Here is an 18,598-nt window from a genome sequence, read left to right on the forward strand (position 1 = left end):
CATGACCAGCGGATTTAGAGCGCTACCCATCCCCGAAGGGTTGGACGGCATGCGCGCCGACGCGGCTGTGTCGAAAATCTTCGGCCTCTCTCGCGCCGTCGCCGCCGAGATCATCTCCGAGGGCAGGGTGCTTGTCGACGCCACCCCTGTGCAGAAATCATCCCGCCTCGCCGCGGGGTCGCTGCTGGAGGCGACCCTGCCCGAGGCGAAGCAGGTGGCTGAGCCCGCAGCGGAGCCCGTCGACGGCTTGCAGCTCCTTTACGTGGACGATGATGTCATCGCCGTCGATAAACCGGTGGGCGTTGCTGCCCACCCGACCCTGGGTTGGGACGGACCGACGGTCGTCGGCGGGCTGAAGGCGATGGGCTTCACCGCCCCGGACGCCGGCCCGCCCGAGCGTAAAGGAATTGTGCAGCGCCTAGACGTCGGCACGTCCGGCGTCATGGTGGTTGCGAACAGCATCCAGGGATACTCGGTGCTCAAGCGCGCTTTTAAGGAACGCACGGTGAGCAAGACCTACCACGCGGTCGTACAAGGCTTGCCGGACCCGATCGTCGGTACCGTCGACGCGCCCATCGGGCGCCACCCTTCCTCCGGTTGGAAGTTCGCTGTCACTGAGGATGGGCGACGCTCCGTCACCCATTACGAGGTCATCGAGGCGTTCCGCGAGGCCTCGCTGCTGGAGGTCCACCTGGAAACCGGGAGAACGCACCAAATCCGCGTGCACATGTCAGCGGTGGGGCACCCGTGTGTGGGCGACCCCATGTACGGTTGCGACCCGAACCTGGCCAAACGGGTCGGATTGCAACGCCAGTGGTTGCACGCGACGCGGCTGGGATTTAACCACCCAAGGACCGGCGCGTGGCTAGAAGTTGAATCGCCGTACCCCGCGGACCTCCGTCACGCTCTCGAGGTTCTGCGGGGGTGAGAAGGCGGGTGGCGCTCGCGCGCCTTACCGTCGCGTGTGTTGCGTGCGTCGCGACAGTGGCTGGGACTGTGGCCGGGACTGTGGCCGGGACAGTAGCCGGGCTCACCCAGATCGGCCACGCCACCGCTTTTCGGGCGCCGCCTAACGGCGACGTGTTAGGCATGAGTGAGGGCGAATCGCGTGAGGAGTATGCGCAGCGCGCCGGGCAGTCTCTGAATGACGCCCGTGCGGATGCCTTTGCCCTCGTCACATTTCAGGGTGCCGTGGCGTTCGGCGAGGCACAGTCGGCGCTGGGCTTCGCCGCCCGTGTCGATGCCGTGATCTTCCCCTCACTGCCACCCCGCGCTGTGCCGGAACCGGTCGCGGGGGAGACTCGCGCGGACGTTTTTGGCAGGGAAGCTGCACGCGCGCGGCAGGCATTCCCTCAGGCCGCAGTGGCAGACCAGTTGGCTGGGGCCGTGGTGTTCGGCGCCGGTGATGAGCTGCGCAGGGTGGCCCAGTCCCCCTTCGTCGCGACTGTCGAGGTCCTCCCGCCCGGGGCCGTGTGGGGCGCATTCGGCATCGCTCCGGTAGCCTGACGCCCGTAAGGTTTTCGCCGAGTTTGGATCGGCGCCCCGCCCCGAGGAGAGAATGTGCTTTTCGCCCCGATTATTGGGACTCGTACGCCGAAGCTGAAGCTAGCTGCCGGCGCCATCGCAACTGCGGCCCTGTTACTGTCCGGATGTGGGTTAGGTGGTGGTTCGGATACCGAGGGGATCGGGGCGGGGGACTACACCATCGCTGCGGTGGACGATGTCACGGACAGCACGGTGGTCAATGGCAAGGTGCAGCCCGTACGGTCAGTGACGATCAGCGCCCCGATCCAGTCCAAGGTGGAAAACCTCGCCGTCGCGGTGGGGGACCGGGTCGAGGTGGATCAGCTCCTGGCCAAGATGGACACGACGGCCCTCGAACGGGAGCTCGCCGACCAGGAGAAGCAGCAGGCAGCGGACCAGGCGGAGGCCATGAACACCGTCGGCGCAGCACAAGCCCAACTCGCTGCCTACGACCAGCAAGTCGCCAACGGGTCAGACCCGACGATCGCCGCGGCTGAGGCCCAAGTAGCCCAGGCGCAGGCCGCGTACAACGCGGTCTCTACTGGCGCCGCCGTGGCGCCGGGGGCCGCGTCGGATTCCCATGACGAGACCGAAAGCTACGCCACCCAGGAGGCCGCGTACGCCGCGCTGCAGCAGGCCCAGACTCAGCTCGCGACAGCCCAGTCGCAGTCGGCGCAGACCGAGAAAGAACTGCGGGACCAAGTCGACACCGCGTGGGCTCAGGCCCAGACGGTATCGACATTGGACTCTACTGGCACCTTGCAGCTGAAGGTTCAAGAGGCGACGATTTACGCACCGATCGCAGGCGTGGTAACCAGTGTCAACGTTCAACAGGGCGACGTGCCCTCTGGGGCCATCCTGACCATTGCCGATGATTCGAGGCTAAAAGTCTCGGCGGAAGTGAGGGAATCCGACGTTTCGAAGATCGCGACAGGTAACCGGGTGCGTTTTACCTCGACCGCGACCGGAAAGCGCGAATACGTGGGACGCCTGGCGCGCATCGCGCCAACGCCTGCGTCGAAGCAGAGCGAACAGCAGGCTTCCGCAGCAACTGGATCCAGCAACGACGCCACTTACCCCGTGGAGATCGACGTGGAGGGAGAAAAGGACGGGCTCCTGCTGGGTGGTTCGGTTCGCGCCGAGATCATCACACAGGACGCGCCTGATACCCTCTCCGTTCCGCTTGACGCCGTCGTCGATAGCAAAGTCCTCGTTGTGGCCGTCGACGACGGGAAGAACTCGGGGACCATCGAAGAAAAGTCTGTGGAAACCGGCGCGTCTAACGACGTAGACGTCGCCGTGACCGGCGGAGACCTTCAGGCCGGTGACATCGTGCTCAACTGGCCCGAAGAGTACCGAGACAAGGTCGGGCAGACCGTGTCAATCACGGACCCGAATTTCGACTACTCGCGCGTCAACGACGCGCGGGCAAGCGCGACGCGCTAGGGGGCCGGACGTGACTACCCCTGACACCGCCGTGACGGTGACGGATGAGATGGCGAATACGGGTCTACTGCTCGACATGCGTCGTATCGTCAAGACGTACAACCCGGGTGAACCCGGTGAGGTGAAGGTCTTGCACGGCATCGATTTCGCGGTTCAGCCAGGCGAGTTCGTTTCGATTGTGGGTCCGTCGGGATGCGGCAAGTCCACGTTAATGAACCTGATCGGAATGCTAGACCGGCCCACCGAGGGCGCCTACGCGTTCAATGGCGAGCCTGTTTACGCCAAGGAAGACCGCGAATTGGCGCACTACCGCAGTCAAAACATCGGCTTCGTCTTTCAGAATTTCAACCTCATTGGGCGCATCGACGCGTTGCAGAACGTCGCAATGCCGATGATGTATGCGGGCGTCGAGAGGAAAGAGCGGGAGGAACGAGCGGCCGAGCTGCTCGGACTCATGGGCATGGGCGACCGGCTCCGCCACAAACCGAACGAGCTATCGGGCGGCCAAAAGCAGCGCGTCGCTATCGCCCGCAGCTTGGCTAACAACCCTGATTTGCTCCTTGCCGACGAGCCCACCGGCGCCCTCGATTCAACCACCGGCCGGATGGTGATGGACCTGTTCCATGAGCTGAACAGGGATATGGGCAAAGCGATCGTTTTCATCACGCACAACCCCGAGTTAGCCGAGGAGACATCCAGAATCGTGGAGATGAAGGACGGACACATCGACCGCGTTCGGCGCCCCGCCGGAGGTGATGCGCGATGAACCTCGCGGAATCCCTGCGCCTTGCTGCTTCCAGCTTCCGCACAAACAAGCTGAGGTCCTTGCTTACGCTGCTGGGAATCATCATTGGCATCATGGCTGTCATCATCATCATGACGCTGGGTGCCGGGTTGCAAAAGCAGACCGTCGCCAGCCTTGAGGGCGTGGGTGCCTCCAATCACATCGTCACCATTCACGAGCGAACCGAAGATACGGGGACAAGCGACGACCCCTTCGCTTCCCTAGACCTGGCGCCCCCGACAGACGAGCGCGATTTGGTCAGCCTGGCTGACCTCGACACACTGCGCAGCCACTTCGGAAGCCGAGTACAGGGCGTCGACGTCGGCGATTCTGCGTCCATCGAGGCGGAAGCTCTTTACGACGACACCACCGCGAGTACTTCGGTCTATCCCGTCTTGGCTGATTCGCTCGGGATGCGCAACCTCGCAGTCGAGTACGGACGCGGGTTGAGGAGCAACGATCTTGACCAGCAGCGTCCCGTTGCCGTCGTCAGTTCAAAGCTTGTCGAAGCGCTTTTCAACTCCGACGCGCAACGCGCACTGGGGTCGCGCGTAGATCTCACCTCCAACGGGCGGACGGCGGTCTTCACCATCGTGGGTGTGCTCGAGGAGGAGAAGAAATCATCCCTGATGAGCGGAGTTCGCACATACGCCGACGCGTATATTCCCCTGACCTCTGCGGGCATGCTGGGCAATACGATCGCCGGTGTTAGTTCTTTTAGCGTGCAGACCTCTGCCGAGGTGGACCATGCGGCGTTCAAGGACGAGCTGCAGGCGTACATCAACCGCTGGTACAGCCACAACGACAAGTTCGAGGCGGAGGTTCTTGACCTTTCGAAGAGCTTTGAGGAGCTGAATAAGGTCTTTGCGATCGTCTCCTCGGTGCTGTCCGCGATCGGCGGGATTTCCCTCCTGGTGGGCGGCATCGGCGTGATGAACATCATGCTCATCACAGTTACCGAGCGCACCCGCGAGATCGGTGTGCGCAAGGCGCTCGGGGCGACGCACAACGACATCCGGACCCAGTTTATTGTCGAGGCCGTCTTGGTCTGCCTCGTCGGTGGCGTGATCGGCATCATCCTCGGCACCGCCATCGGCATGGCCGCCACGGCATCGTTCGACGCGCTGGCCACGCCGCCGCTCGGCGCGGTGCTGTTCTCTCTCGCCTTCTCACTGGCGACGGGGGTGTTTTTCGGGGCGTACCCGGCGTCCAAGGCGGCGAAGATGCAGCCGATTGACGCCCTTCGGTACGAGTAGACAACCTCGTTGACAGCCCTCCTAAGATGACCCACATGGCCAAAAACTCCTCCTTCGTCCACCTGCACAACCACACAGAGTTTTCGATGCTGGACGGGATGGCCAAAGTCGACCTGCTGGCTGAAGAGGTGTCGCGGCTTGGAATGCCGGCGGTTGGCATGACCGACCACGGCAACATGTTCGGTTCCAATGCGTTCTACCGGCGCATGGTGGACGCTGGCATCAAACCGATCATCGGTATCGAGGCATACATGGCGCCGGACTCGCGCTTCAATAAGAAGCGCGTCCTGTGGGGAACACCGGACCAAAAACCCGACGACGTGTCGGCGTCCGGCGCTTACCTGCACCAGACGATGCTTGCGGAAAACGCCACCGGACTGCGCAATCTGTTCAAGTTATCCTCCCTGGCCTCCTATGAGGGCCAGCTGGGGAAGTGGCCCCGGATGGACGCAGAGCTCATCGCCGAGCACGCGAACGGCATCATCGCTACCACGGGATGTCCCTCTGGGGACGTCCAGACGCGCCTTCGGCTGGGGCAATACGACCAAGCGCTCGAGGCCGCCGCGATGTGGCAGGACATTTACGGCAAGGATAACTATTTCCTCGAACTGATGGATCACGGCCTCCACATCGAGCGCCGTGTGCGAGATGACCTCCTGCGCATCGGCGAGGCGTTGGACCTGCCCCCGCTGGTGACCAATGACTGCCACTACGTCTTGGAATCTCAGGCGCCAGCGCACGAGGCGATGCTGTGCGTGCAGACGGGCAAGACCCTGATGGACCCAGATCGCTTCAAATTCGACGGCTCCGGTTACTACATCAAACCAGCCGAGCAGATGCGTCAGTCCTGGGATTCCGTCGTCCCAGAAGGGTGCGACAACACGCTGTGGATCGCGGAACGCGTCGGGGACTACGGGGAGCTGTGGGAGGAGCATCCCCACGACCGCATGCCCATCGCCGACGTGCCGGAAGGAGAAACCCCAACGTCGTGGTTGCGCAAAGAGGTGCACCGCGGCCTTGTGGCGCGCTTTGATGGTGGTGAGGTCCCTGCGAACTACGTGGAGCGCGCGAACTACGAAATCGACGTCATCGACATGAAGGGATACCCGTCGTACTTCCTCATCGTCGCCGAGCTGATTAAACACGCCCGCGAGATCGGGATCCGCGTCGGGCCGGGTCGAGGGTCCGCCGCGGGCTCCCTTGTTGCCTACGCCCTGACCATCACCAATATTGACCCGATGGAGCACGGCCTCCTCTTCGAGAGGTTCCTAAACCCAGAGCGCCCGTCCGCCCCCGATATCGACATCGACTTCGATGACCGTCGCCGCGGTGAAATGATCACCTACGCTGCGCAGCGCTGGGGTGAAGATAAAATCGCCCAGGTCATCACGTTTGGCACGGTGAAAACGAAGCAGGCGATCAAGGACTCTGCGAGGGTGAACTTCGGCCAGCCCGGTTTCCAGATGGCGGACCGCATCAACGGGGCACTGCCCCCGGCGATTATGGCGAAGGACATCCCGCTGTCAGGGATTACGGACCCCGAGCACGAGCGCTACGCAGAGGCGACGGAGGTTCGCTCCCTCATCGAGACGGATCCCGACGTGGCCAAGATCTACGAAACCGCCCGTGGGCTGGAGGGCGTCGTCCGTCAAGCCGGCGTGCACGCGTGCGCGGTGATCATGGCGTCGGTGCCCCTCATGGAGCACATCCCCATGTGGAAACGCCCCACCGACGGCGCTTTGATCACAGGGTGGGATTACCCCGCGTGCGAGGCCATAGGCCTGTTGAAAATGGACTTCCTCGGTCTGCGTAACTTAACGGTGCTGGGCGACGCCCTCGAAAACGTGAAGAAGAACCGCGGCGAGACCATCGACCTCGAGGCACTCGACATCGACAACCAGGCCGTCTACGAACTTCTCTCCCGCGGGGACACACTTGGCGTGTTCCAGCTCGACTCCGGCGGCATGCAGGAGCTCCTGAAGCGAATGAAGCCGACGGGGTTCAACGACATCGTTGCCTCCCTGGCGCTGTACCGACCGGGTCCGATGGGCGTCGATGCGCACCTGAATTACGCCGACCGCAAAAACGGTCGCAAGCCCATCACCCCGATCCACCCCGAGTTGGAGGAACCTCTCAGGGACATCCTCGACGAGACCTACGGACTCATCGTCTACCAAGAGCAAATCATGAGGATTTCGCAGAAGGTGGCCAACTACACCGCCGGCGAAGCAGACGGTTTCCGCAAAGCGATGGGCAAGAAGAAGCCTGAGGTGCTGGCCAAGGAATATGCGAAGTTCTCCGCCGGTATGGCCGACAACGGGTACTCGCAGGCCGCGGTCGACGCGCTCTGGGGCACGATCGAGCCTTTCGCCTCCTACGCGTTCAACAAGTCCCACGCGGCGGGTTATGCGCTGGTGTCGTACTGGACGGCGTACATGAAGGCGAACTACGCCGCCGAGTACATGGCGGCCCTCCTGACCTCGGTGGCAGATAAGAAGGACAAGTCCGCCATCTACCTTGCGGACTGCCGCCACCTGGGTGTCAGCGTGCTGCAGCCGGACATCAACGAGTCGGAGGAGAACTTCCTCGCGGTGGGGGAGGACATTCGCTTCGGCCTCGCCGCGGTGCGCAACGTCGGCGTGGAAGTGGTGGAGTCCATTAAGGAGACGCGCCGGAGCAAGGGAGAGTTCGCCAACTTCACGGACTACCTCAACAAGATTGACCTGATCGCCTGCAACAAGCGCATCACAGAATCGCTGATCAAGGCGGGGGCGTTCGACTCGCTCGGCCACCCCCGCAAGGGTCTCATGCTCGTTCACGAGGACGCGGTGGACTCCGTCCTGACGACGAAGAAAGCCGCGGACAAGGGTCAATTCGACTTGTTCGCGGGGTTGGACCCGGAAGCGTCGGAAAGCTCCACTGCTTTCGCGGTCGAGATAATCGACGATGAATGGGAGCGCAAACACCTCCTCGCCCTCGAGCGCGAAATGCTCGGGCTGTACGTGTCGGGGCACCCTCTCGACGGCTACGAGGGTGCGATCGAGGCGCAGGTGGATACCCACATCACGGACATCCTCTCCGGCGACATGCGCAACGGTGCCGAAGTCACCATCGGCGGCATCATTTCAAACGTGGACCGGAGGTATTCCAGGAAGGACGGTTCGCCCTGGGCCATCGTCACCATCGAGGATCATCACGGCGCGCAGGTGGACGTTCTTTTGTTCAACAAGGTCTACTCCCTGGTGGCGCCGCAGATCGTGGAGGATAACATCATCCTGGTCAAAGCGCACGTGTCCATCCGTGACGAACGCTTGAGCTTGTTTGGCGACGATGTCAAGGTGCCCGAGTTGGGCCCCGGAAACGGGGCGGGGTTGCCGTTGCGGCTGACCTTGCGTACCGAACAATGCACGATCGACAACGTGCGCAAACTGAAAAACGTCCTCGCCGCCAACCCGGGGGCCAGCGATGTCTATCTCAACCTGGTGCACGGTGACCAGGCGCAATTACTCATTTTGGGTGACCATCTTCGAGTGGAGCGCTCGGCCAGCCTGATGGGTGACCTAAAGGCGAATCTGGGCACGGGAATCCTTGGGTAGAACCCGTGAATTGAAATCGGGGGTTGTCCTGGTCCTCGGTTAGGCTTTGCGTGGCGACAAAAAAGCCATGAAGAGCGAAAACCGAGAAAAGGCGGGTCATGAACGCGAGAATTCGCACCACCCACGTCGGCTCCCTGCCGCGCACCCCAGAACTTCTCGACGCCAACGAGCGTCGGGCCAACGGCACTATTGCCGACGAGGAGTTTTTCTCGATCCTGGACGCGGCAGTCGACGAGGTCGTCAAGCGCCAGGTCGATCTGGGCATTGACATCGTCAACGAGGGCGAATACGGGCACATCACCTCGGGCGCCATCGATTACGGAGCGTGGTGGAACTACTCGTTCTCCCGCCTCGGTGGGTTGACGATCACGGATGAGGACCGCTGGGCAAGCTCGGAGGTCCGCCGTTCGTCCCCGGGCAACATCGTGCTCACCGGTTTCCCCGACCGCCGCGACCGCCAGCTGTTCAAGGATGCCTACGAGGACCCGAATTCGGGAATCCTGACGGGCCGCGCGAAAGTCGGCAACCCCAAGTACACGGGCCCGGTTACCTACATCGGCCAGGCCGACGTCGATGCCGACACGACCCTGCTTCGGGGGGCCATGGACCGCGCCGGCGCAACCAGCGGCTTCGTCGCCGCACTTTCCCCGGGCTCTGCAGCGCGCTTGACCAACGAGTACTACGGCTCCGATGAGGAATTGGTCCAAGCGTGCGCGGACGCGCTTGCCCACGAGTACAAGGCCATTACGGACGCGGGATTCACGGTCCAGATCGACGCGCCCGACCTCGCTGAATCGTGGGACCAGATTAACCCGGAACCCTCTCTGGAGGACTACCGCTCCTGGCTGCGAATCCGCATCAACGCGATCAACTCCGCCCTCGTCGGCCTGCCGAAGGAGCAGACCCGCCTGCACATCTGCTGGGGTTCGTGGCACGGCCCCCACGTCACGGACGTGCCTTTCAGCGACATCCTCGAAGAAATCCTGCGCACCGAGGTCGGCGGTTTCTCCTTCGAAGGCGCCTCGCCGCGTCACGCCCACGAATGGCGAGTGTGGCGCGACCACACGTTGCCCGAAGGTGCGGTGATCTACCCGGGGGTCATCTCACACAACACCAACGCCGTGGAGCACCCGCGCCTTGTCGCGGACCGGATCATTCAGTTTGCCGAGGTCGTCGGCCCCGAAAACGTCGTTGCCTCCACCGACTGCGGGCTGGGCGGCCGTTTGAACCGCGACATCGCGTGGGCAAAGCTGGGCAGCCTCGTCGAGGGCGCGGAGATCGCCTCGAAGGAGTTGTTCGGCTAGGGGAGGGATAGAATATTCCCCCATGAGCGCATCCTCAGGTTTCCGGCCTGTCCACGCAGCCGATATCCAGGCGGCACAGGCCCAGATTTCTTCGGTGATTGCGCCCACCCCGCTGCAGTACTGCCCCCGCTTGTCGCAGCAGCACGGACTCGACGTATACCTTAAGCGGGAAGACCTCCACGACGTCCGCTCGTACAAGATCCGAGGGGCGTACTTCGCCATCGCATCGCTTAGCGACGCTGAACGCGCCGCCGGCGTCGTCGCCGCCTCGGCCGGCAACCACGCGCAGGGTGTCGCCTACGCCTGTCGCACGATGGGCATCCAGGGCAAGATCTTCGTGCCCAAGCCGACGCCGAAGCAGAAGCGCGATCGCATCCTCGTTCACGGCGGGGCGAACATCGAACTCGTCGTGACCGGCAACACCTTCGATGAGGCGGCGGAGGCGGCCCGGGCCGATGCCACGGAACGCGGCGCGAGCATCATCGAGCCTTTCGATGCGAGGGCGACCGTTACGGGCCAGGGCACCGTGGCCGCCGAGATCCTTACCCAGCTCTCCGGCTTGGGCCGCTCCCTTGATAGCGTGGTCGTGCCGGTGGGCGGTGGCGGTCTTGCGGCGGGTGTGGCTTCTTACGTGGCGGACATGTCGCCACGGACCTCTCTCGTCGCCGTGGAGCCGGCCGGAGCCGCCTCGATGGCCGCAGCGATTGAGAACGGTGGTCCCGTGACCCTGCCCCACATCGACCCGTTTGTGGACGGCGCGGCGGTCAAACGCGCGGGCCAGTTCACCTACGAGATCATCGAGCGTAACCTCGGCCGCATTCACCTTCTGGCCAGTGACGAGGGGGAGGTCTGCACCGAGATGCTGGGCCTGTATCAGAACGAGGGCATTATCGCCGAGCCGGCTGGAGCCCTGTCCGTGGCCGCGCTGAACAACGTCAATCTGGAGCCGGGCAGCACGGTCGTGTGCATCATCTCGGGGGGAAACAACGACGTGTTGCGCTACGCGGAGGTGATGGAGCGCTCCCTCGTCCACCGTGGGCTCAAGCACTACTTCCTCGTCAGCTTCCCCCAGGAGCCGGGCCAGCTGCGCATGTTCCTCACGGACGTGCTGGGGCCCGACGACGACATCGTGCTCTTCGAGTACCTGAAGAAGAACAACCGCGAAACGGGGGTCGCCCTCGTCGGGCTGGAGCTCTCCCGAGCGCGAGACCTTGATCCGCTGCTCGACCGGATGGAGTCCTCTCCCCTGGAGTGCCGGCGCCTGATGCCGGGCACGGAGGAGTACTCCTTCATCATCGGCGGCTAATCAGCGCCGCAGGATAGCGAAGTCCCACGGTCCTAGGGATACCTCTGCATCACCCACCTGCGGCGTGCCGAAGGAATACACCAGGGTTCCTCCGACAGGTGCAGTCGCTGGCTGGTTGGAGAAATTCGCTGCAAGCACCACGTCGTCGGAGCCCATCGTTAACCAGGTTGCTCCGTGATCGACCTGGAGCTCGCGCAGGTCGCCCCGGGCGAGCCCGAGCTCGCCACGCAGGGAGATGAGCCGGCGGTAGGCCGCCAGCAAACGTTTTTGTTCGCTGTCGAACTCCCAGTCCAGCCGTGCCGCGTCGAAAGTGGCCGGGTCGGCGGGGTCCGGCACCTCGTCACGCCCCCACCCGAGGCGCGAGAACTCGGTGAAGCGGCCCTCCCGGGTGAGCCTGTTGAGCTCGGCGTCGGTGTGGGAGCAAAAGAACGGAAAGGGTGTGCGCGCCGCGAACTCCTCGCCCATGAACAGCATTGGGGTAAACGGGCTGAACAACACAACTGCAGCCTTGAGGGCAAGCTGTGCGGCGGTGAGGTACTGCGACGGCCGGTCGCCGGTGGCGCGGTTCCCCGTCTGATCGTGCGTCGTCGTGTACGTAATCAAACGTGCCGGAGGCACGCGGTCGAGCTCGATGGCTCGGCCGTGATTGTGGCGGCGATACTGCGAATAGGTGTTGCGGAACCGGTAGCCGTGGGAGAGCGTGTCGGCGAGGATATCCAGCGTGCCGTAATCGACGTAGTACGCCTGCCTTTCCCCGCTGACGACGGTGTGGAGGGCGTGGTGGACGTCGTCAAGCCACTGTGCGCTGAGCCCGTATCCGCCATGGTCGACGTCGTCGATGAGGCGCGGGTCGTTCAGGTCTGACTCCGCGATGAGGGAGCGCGGTATGCCCGTGCGCGAGGCGACGTCGTCGGCGACGCTGCGGATGTCCTCCATGATGGAGTAAGCCCGCCGGTCATCGTAGGCGTGGACGGCATCGAGGCGCAGCCCGTCGATGTGGAATTCCTCGAGCCACTGGCGCACCGCGTCCAGCACGAACGCGCGCACTTCGTCGGAGGCGGCACCGGAGAAGTTCACAACGTCTCCCCAGCTCGTCTGGCCCGGCGCGAGGTACGGCCCGAACAGCGAGTTGTAGTTCCCGTCTGGGCCGAAGTGGTTGTACACCACGTCGAGGATCACGCCCAGGCCCGCGTTGTGCGCCGCGTCCACCAGGTGTTTCAGCCCCTCCGGCCCGCCGTAGGCTTCGTGCACGGCGAACCAATCCACGCCGTCGTACCCCCAGTTGCGGGTCCCGCCGAACGGTTGCACGGGCATCAGCTCGATCGCGGTCACCCCGAGGTCAACAAGGTACGCCAGCTTGTCGACGACCCCCGCGAAGGTGCCTTCAGCACTGAAGGTACCTACGTGAAGCTCGTAGATGACTTGCCCCGCAAGCTCGCGGCCCTGCCACTGGTGATCCGTCCAGGCGAAGTCGGTGGAAACCACGAGAGACGGTTCGTGCACGCCGTCGGGCTGGGCGCGCGTGCGCGGGTCGGGGAGAGGCTGGGACCACTGCGTGCCGTTGAAAATCTCATATGCGTAGCGCTGTCCGGCGCGGGGCGTGACCTGCGCGGGGTCGGCGTACCACCAGCCGGCGCGGGTAGCGTCGCGAAGTAAGTCGGAGCTCACTCCGTCGACGACAATGCGGGCTTCATCCGCCAACGGGGCCCAGACGTCAAAGCGAGCGGGGACGGCTGCAGATTCAGACATAAGGCCCACACTATGAAACTACCGGCGGAGGGTTCAACCACGGCAGGCGCGCGTTAGACTGTGGCTCGACATGGCCGATTCTTTAGTGGTGCCCCGCGCCGGGCAGCGCGCCACCTCCGAGCGGGAGGTGAAGCGTTCCCGCTTCATCGCCTGGGCAGCGCGGGCGGAGACCGAGCCCGAGGCGCGCGACCTCGTGGCTGCTGCCCGCGGTGCGTTCCCCGACGCTCGTCACCATTGCAGCGCCTTCGTCTACCGCGCAGGCGACCCCGGGCAGGTCGTCGAGCGCTCCTCCGACGACGGGGAGCCGTCCGGCACCGCAGGCGCCCCCATCCTCGACATCATCAGGGGTTCGGGCGTGGTGAACGTCGCGGTCGTGGTCACCCGTTATTTCGGGGGCGTGAAACTGGGAACGGGGGGACTTGTCAGCGCGTACTCGGATGCGGCCCGCGCCGCGATGGGCGAGCTTGAGCTCGTGACCCGCACGAAGATGGCGGTGGGGCAGGTCGATCTCCAGCACGAGGAGGCGGGGCGCGTGGAATCCGAGCTACGCAGGGGAAACGTCACCGTCGTGGGCGTGGACTACGGGCGGCTCGCTCGCTACACCCTCGCCTTTGCCCCGGATGAACTCGAGCATGTGGACGCCCTCGTTTCGGCGTCCACGCGCGGCCGGTCGCGTCTGCGCCATACCGGGTACACGTGGATCGACGTCCAACCTGGGCGCCTCCACGGTTAAAATCGGTGGCATGACAATGCAGCCACGCCCTTTCAATCCCATTGAACAGCGTAAACAAGCCGTGCGAAAGTACTCCCGCAACGCCGTCGTCTGGGCGGGCGGTGGGGTCGTGGGAGGCGTGGCCCTGGGCCTCCTGCTCGGCTCGTGGACGATTGTGGTACTCGGATTCATTGTGGCGGTTGTCGGCGGTCTGACCAACTACAACCGCGTGCAGAAAATCGTCAGCCACCGCGACCAAGTCTGAGCAGCCACGTCGTGACCGTAAACCAGGGCGGGGCCTCGGCCGTGCGTATCGACGTCTGGCTGTGGGCCGTACGCATTTTCAAGACGCGCTCCCAGGCCGCGGAGGCCGTTCGCGCCGGACACGTCAAGATCAACGATCAGGCGGTCAAGCCCGCAACCCAGGTTGTGCCGGGGGAGCGGGTGCGCGTGTGGAAGGACCACCGCTACCTAGAGTTTGAGGTCACGGGAACGACGTCGAAGAGGGTCGGCGCGCCCCTGGCCCGTTCGATGTATATCGATGTGTCCCCGCCGTCGCCCCCGCGTGATGTGTGTGCGGCGCTGCCGGTTCGAGACAGGGGGGCGGGGCGGCCGACGAAAAAAGACCGGCGGGCCATCGACCGGCTGCGGGGCGCGAGGTGACGGCGCCGCGGGCCGGGCGCTGGCTAGCTGCTGCGGCCCTCGCGCAGGGTTGCGAGACGCTTCTTCAGCCGCTCGCGGCGCAGACGCGGCCGGTTGCCGGTCTCGGCCGTACGCTCAACGTGCTCGGCGCCGAATTGGTTGAGTAACAGGTCGTCGACAATGCGTACCTGCCCGGGCACGAAGGCGTAGTTTATCGAGTTTGTCACCGCTTCGATGTTGGCGGGATTGGCCAGCTCAGCGAGCTGTGACACGTGCTCTATGTCGTGGGTGCGCAGGAGCTCATGAAGGAATTGGTAGTCGCCCGCTCGCGAAAGGGGGAAGCGGCTGCCCAGAATGACCGTGAGCACGCCCGGCAGCGTCTCGGGCGTGAGCTCGGCGGTGACATCCGTCTCGACGCCATGCTGCGATTGCGTTCGACCTGCGATCTGGTCAAACTGCTGGTCCGCCAGCTCAATCAGGCCCGCGGCGAGGGTGAACGCGCGGTCCACCTGGGGGTCGACGTCGTTCTCTCCGGCGCGCGCAACTCCCGGAGAGCGCTTATAGCGAATGTCGTGTTCGAACTCCGCCCACGCGTGCTGAAGCACCGTGCGAACCTGCACTTCGAAGACGGTGCCTACGTAATCATCCAGTCCCTCTGATTCCCCGGTCACCTTCAAAACGAGGTGGTGCGACCCGTACCCAAACCCGCCGGACACCCGCGTCTCCTGGGCCTTATCGACGCTGCGCAGCACCTCAAACTCATCCGCCAGCAGTGTGAGCACCGCCGGAATCTCGGTGGAGTGGAGCACGGTGATGCGCGCACCGATCACGTCGCGGATGTCCTGCCAGGGGTCCGGGTAGACAGGCACGCCGTCCTGCAGCTTGCGGGCCTTGGCTTTCAACGAGGGCCACGACTTCACCCTGACGTCGACACGGTCGTAGGTCACGCCGGCGTCGCCAAGAAGTTCCACGAGCGATTGCTGGAACGTCACCGCGGCATCGGGGTGGGCATCGAGCCATGCGAAATATGTCGAGCCAAGCCGCGCTATGACGGTGTCGGGCACCTTGGCGTGACTCTTTTCGCGTTTCTTCTCCGGCACGTGAAAACCCCTTAGACCGCGGCAGCCTTTGCCAAACGGTCATTGACAAGCAACGCGACCGGCAAGGCGGCGAAGACGTCCGTCGCCGCGACAGTCCCTTCCCACGTGCGACCGGTCAGGCGATCTGTCCACGTCCCCTCCGGCAGCGTGACGGAGGTTTCGCCCCATCCGCCGCGCTGTTCCAACTTGAGAGGCAGGCGTGTGGCTAAAGCGATGACCGAAAGACCCGCATTGCCACGCGCGTCCCCGTCACCTCGGGCCAGGCCGATGAGGTGCTTTTCCGCCTCACCCTGCGCGAACACCGCCTGGTGCTCGCCAGAGAGAAAGACGGAGGGGAACTCCCGCCGCAGGGCCAGAGCTTCGCGGACAACGGCTTGCTTCACGGCGTCCACCTCGTTCGGGAGGGAGGGCGCCTCCGCACCAGCGGGTGCGTCGAGGTATTGGCCCAGCGTCTGCGAGCGATTGGTGAAGTCTACGAACCGCCTGTTGTCGGGGTCGACGAGGTTGAGGTTGAAAAACTCCTCGCCTTGGTAGATGTCTGGAATGCCCGGGCCCGCTAACTGCAGCAGCTTGCGGCCGAGCGAGACGGTGACGGCACCTCGGTGCAATGTGGCTGCGTAGTCGGTCATTGCGGTTGTTGCTGGGCCGTTGAGCAGCGCGTCGATCCAATCCCTGATCGCACCCTCGTATGCGGGGTCGTGATCAAACCAGGTCGTGTTCACCCCCGCTTCCCGCACCGCCTTAACTGCGTACTCGTGCAAACGCTCCCGCAACGAGTCGGTGATGGCCCCGTCGTAGGGCCAGACGCCGAGGATGTTCTGAATGAGGAAGTAACCGGTTGCCGGGTCGGGGGCGGGCACGATGGCGCTGACGTGCCGCACGAGCTCGGAGAACTCGTCAGGGGATTCCGTAATCTCGATCAGTCGCGCCCGCGTGTCCTCGGTACGCTTCGTATCGTGCGTCGTCAGCGTGGTCATCGCCAGCGGCCAGAGGGTCGCCCGTTCCTGTTGCAGCAAGTGGAACTCCGCAGGGGAGACACCGAAGCGCCCAGGTGCGCCGCCTACCTCCTGCAGCGCGACGAGACGGCTCGCACGGTAGAACAGAGTGTCTTCCACGCCCTTCGCCATCACGGCGCCGCACACCTGGGCGAAACGGGTCTTCGCCTCGCCGTTGGCCAGCAAGGCCGCGGAAATGAGGTCGAGGGCATCGCTTCTCGACGGAAACTTGCGCGCCATCTCCGCCACGACCGTCGCCGTAATCCGCGACAGGGAAATGTAATCTGCGCGGTAGACAGGGATAGCGGCGACAAGCTCCATCACGGTCGACGTGAGCTCTTCCTCCGATACGCCGGAGCCGGCCGTCGAGAAGTTGTCGCGGCGGATCGCACGTGTCAGTCGGCGCAGCTCCGCGCGTAGCTCCCCGTCCGCAACCTCCCGCTTGAGCTGGAGTTCGGCTGCGGAAATAGCGGCCTCATCCCACACCGAGCCGGTCTGCTGGAGGGAAAGCATGCCCAGCGTGTCTTCGGCGGAGCGGTCAATGAACACCCCGTCGAGCTCGCGCAGCGCGTCGTAACCGGTGGTGCCGTCGACGGCGAGGCGGGGATCTAAAGGCTCGTTGACCCCGAGGATCTTTTCCACCACAAGCCACCGGTCGTCGCCGATGAGACCCCTCAACCGAGTGAGGTAATCGAAGGGATCCGCCAGCCCGTCCGGGTGATCGACCCGGATGCCGTCCAACAAATCCTCCGCAATGAGCTGGCGCAGAACCCGGTGCGTCTGCTCAAACACCAGCGGGTCCTCTTGACGAATACCGGCAAGACCATTGACGGAGAAGAAGCGGCGGTAGGAAATCACGCCGTCGCGCCAGTACATAAGCCGGTAGGTCTGACGCTCGTAGACAGCGCGCGGGTCGTCCTCAAGGCTCGTGTACGTCCCGGGTTTGAGCGGGAAGTAATTGTCGTAATACTTCAGCACGTCTTCGTCGAAGGGCTCCCCGCTGTCGTCCTCCCCGGGGATGTAGTCTAGGTGGACGAGCTCAAACTTGTCTTCGTCCCCCTCCTGGCCCAGCACCGGGAGCCCCAGCTTCCCACCGGCTCCGTTGTCTTCGTGCCAGTCGATATCGAAGTACATCTCGAACTCGGAATCCTGGCCGTGCTTGAGAACGTCCCACCACCACCTATTGAGCAGGGGGTTTTCTACGCCAAGGTGGTTGGGCACGATGTCGAGGATGAGGCCGAGGCCCTCATTGTGGGCGGTTTCAGCCAAGGTTCGCAACCCCTCGATCCCGCCGAGCTCGGGGTTGACCAGGGTCGGGTTGGTCACGTCGTAGTTGTGGTTCGACTCCTTCACCGACGTGAAAATCGGTGAAAGGTAGATGTGAGACACTCCAAGAGAGCGCAGGTACGGTACCTGCTCGGCGGCTTCCGCAAAACCGAACTGACGCCCCGACGGGTCCGCGTGGGAACCCCTCAGCTGCAGTCGGTATGTCGACGTAATTGGGCGTCGCATCGCAGTGTCCTCCGTTTACTCATCAATCACACGGGTGTAAACCTCTCGGCCCCGGCTCCGGGCACCCCCAGTAACAGTAGTTACCTTTCCTGCCCGCTGGGTGTGAGGAGTGGGAACCCCAGGGAGTAGCGGATCACCCCCGAAGGAGAAACCCTCTCGTGGACGCACGACGGGGAGGCATCGAAGACGTAGAGCTCCCGGCAGTCACGGGAGAGATAGGTCAGGTCGCCGGATGGTGTGAGAACCTCCGTGAAGTGGCGGTGCAGCAGCGTAAACAACCGGGGGTGAGAGAGCCAGTGGGCGGGGGGCTGGGCTGTAGCGCGGACTTCGTACCCGCGAGGCGCCTGCGAGCCTAGGCCCGCGGCCGCACTGCGTACCCAGATCTCCATCCCGGCGGGGCCAAGCGTGCGAGATGCCACGGAATGCGCGGCGGCGTTCCACGCCTGGTGCGCAGTAAGCCCAAGGCCTCCCACGTCTTGGTGGGTGAGCACCCGCCCGCCCGCAGACAGCACACACACCAAGCCGGGGGAGAGGGAGACAAACGCAGTGGAAGATCCGAAGCGTTGGTCAGTCCACCGGCTTGCAGCTGCCGTGGTCATGTCTGAGCGCCGCGCGAGGAGGGGGACGAGGGGAGGTGCCGGGGCCGTGACTAGAGTCGTCATACCCCTTTGG

15 protein-coding genes are annotated in these 18,598 nt (G+C 64.0%); 11 read left to right on the top strand and 4 right to left on the bottom strand.

Annotated features, from left to right (window positions below):
• Position 1 precedes the first annotated feature (1 nt).
• The 8 genes from CAPI_RS04105 to ilvA all read left to right on the top strand — a co-directional run bounded on the left by CAPI_RS04105 (position 2) and on the right by ilvA (position 11,216).
• Complete coding sequence (locus CAPI_RS04105) at positions 2-928, top strand: RluA family pseudouridine synthase (RefSeq protein ID WP_026157014.1); 927 nt, start codon at positions 2-4, stop codon at positions 926-928.
• A 161-nt stretch (positions 929-1,089) separates the two neighbouring features.
• Positions 1,090-1,506 carry a hypothetical protein gene (locus tag CAPI_RS04110; protein WP_156806761.1) on the top strand — a complete coding sequence of 139 codons (417 nt, stop codon included), beginning with the start codon at positions 1,090-1,092 and terminating at the stop codon, positions 1,504-1,506.
• Positions 1,507-1,560: 54 nt separating this feature from the next.
• Complete coding sequence (locus CAPI_RS04115) at positions 1,561-2,970, top strand: efflux RND transporter periplasmic adaptor subunit (RefSeq protein WP_018016776.1); 1,410 nt, start codon at positions 1,561-1,563, stop codon at positions 2,968-2,970.
• A gap of 49 nt (positions 2,971-3,019) precedes the next feature.
• Positions 3,020-3,736 (top strand): ABC transporter ATP-binding protein, encoded by a 717-nt coding sequence (locus tag CAPI_RS04120; RefSeq protein WP_040356539.1) that lies wholly within the window; start codon positions 3,020-3,022, stop codon positions 3,734-3,736.
• The gene (locus tag CAPI_RS04125) at positions 3,733-5,010 is read left to right on the top strand and encodes an ABC transporter permease (protein ID WP_018016778.1); all 1,278 of its coding nucleotides are present in this window, start codon (positions 3,733-3,735) and stop codon (positions 5,008-5,010) included. The genes CAPI_RS04120 and CAPI_RS04125 overlap by 4 nt, the downstream gene beginning before the upstream one ends.
• Positions 5,011-5,045: 35 nt before the next feature.
• On the top strand, positions 5,046-8,606 hold the full coding sequence (gene dnaE, locus CAPI_RS04130; RefSeq protein WP_018016779.1) for a DNA polymerase III subunit alpha: 3,561 nt from the start codon (positions 5,046-5,048) through the stop codon (positions 8,604-8,606).
• Positions 8,607-8,704: 98 nt separating this feature from the next.
• On the top strand, positions 8,705-9,910 hold the full coding sequence (locus tag CAPI_RS04135; protein ID WP_018016780.1) for a cobalamin-independent methionine synthase II family protein: 1,206 nt from the start codon (positions 8,705-8,707) through the stop codon (positions 9,908-9,910).
• 22 nt (positions 9,911-9,932) lie between these two features.
• Complete coding sequence (ilvA, locus tag CAPI_RS04140) at positions 9,933-11,216, top strand: threonine ammonia-lyase IlvA (RefSeq protein WP_018016781.1); 1,284 nt, start codon at positions 9,933-9,935, stop codon at positions 11,214-11,216.
• Here ilvA and treZ read toward each other — a convergent pair whose 3' ends face one another.
• Positions 11,217-12,965 carry a malto-oligosyltrehalose trehalohydrolase gene (gene treZ, locus CAPI_RS04145; RefSeq protein ID WP_018016782.1) on the bottom strand — a complete coding sequence of 583 codons (1,749 nt, stop codon included), beginning with the start codon at positions 12,963-12,965 and terminating at the stop codon, positions 11,217-11,219.
• Between the two features lie 70 nt (positions 12,966-13,035).
• On the opposite strand from treZ, the gene CAPI_RS04150 reads away from it, so the two are divergent.
• From CAPI_RS04150 to CAPI_RS04160, 3 genes are read left to right on the top strand one after another with little or no spacing between them, the layout of a single operon-like run.
• The gene (locus CAPI_RS04150) at positions 13,036-13,698 is read left to right on the top strand and encodes an IMPACT family protein (protein ID WP_018016783.1); all 663 of its coding nucleotides are present in this window, start codon (positions 13,036-13,038) and stop codon (positions 13,696-13,698) included.
• A 10-nt stretch (positions 13,699-13,708) separates the two neighbouring features.
• Positions 13,709-13,942, top strand: a complete 234-nt coding sequence (locus CAPI_RS04155) for a hypothetical protein (RefSeq protein WP_018016784.1) — start codon at positions 13,709-13,711, stop codon at positions 13,940-13,942.
• A gap of 11 nt (positions 13,943-13,953) precedes the next feature.
• Positions 13,954-14,340 carry an RNA-binding S4 domain-containing protein gene (locus tag CAPI_RS04160; protein WP_018016785.1) on the top strand — a complete coding sequence of 129 codons (387 nt, stop codon included), beginning with the start codon at positions 13,954-13,956 and terminating at the stop codon, positions 14,338-14,340.
• A gap of 23 nt (positions 14,341-14,363) precedes the next feature.
• Here the strand turns inward: CAPI_RS04160 and CAPI_RS04165 are convergent, their stop codons facing one another.
• The 3 genes from CAPI_RS04165 to CAPI_RS04175 form a co-directional block, all read right to left on the bottom strand.
• On the bottom strand, positions 14,364-15,419 hold the full coding sequence (locus CAPI_RS04165; protein ID WP_018016786.1) for a GTP pyrophosphokinase: 1,056 nt from the start codon (positions 15,417-15,419) through the stop codon (positions 14,364-14,366).
• A gap of 11 nt (positions 15,420-15,430) precedes the next feature.
• Positions 15,431-17,926: a malto-oligosyltrehalose synthase gene (treY, locus tag CAPI_RS04170; RefSeq protein ID WP_018016787.1), complete on the bottom strand. Its 2,496-nt coding sequence runs from the start codon at positions 17,924-17,926 to the stop codon at positions 15,431-15,433.
• A gap of 80 nt (positions 17,927-18,006) precedes the next feature.
• Positions 18,007-18,588 (bottom strand): hypothetical protein, encoded by a 582-nt coding sequence (locus CAPI_RS04175; protein ID WP_018016788.1) that lies wholly within the window; start codon positions 18,586-18,588, stop codon positions 18,007-18,009.
• Positions 18,589-18,598: the final 10 nt, after the last annotated feature.

It is taken from the genome of Corynebacterium capitovis DSM 44611 (assembly GCF_030440535.1).
Taxonomy (GTDB): Bacteria; Actinomycetota; Actinomycetes; order Mycobacteriales; family Mycobacteriaceae; genus Corynebacterium; species Corynebacterium capitovis.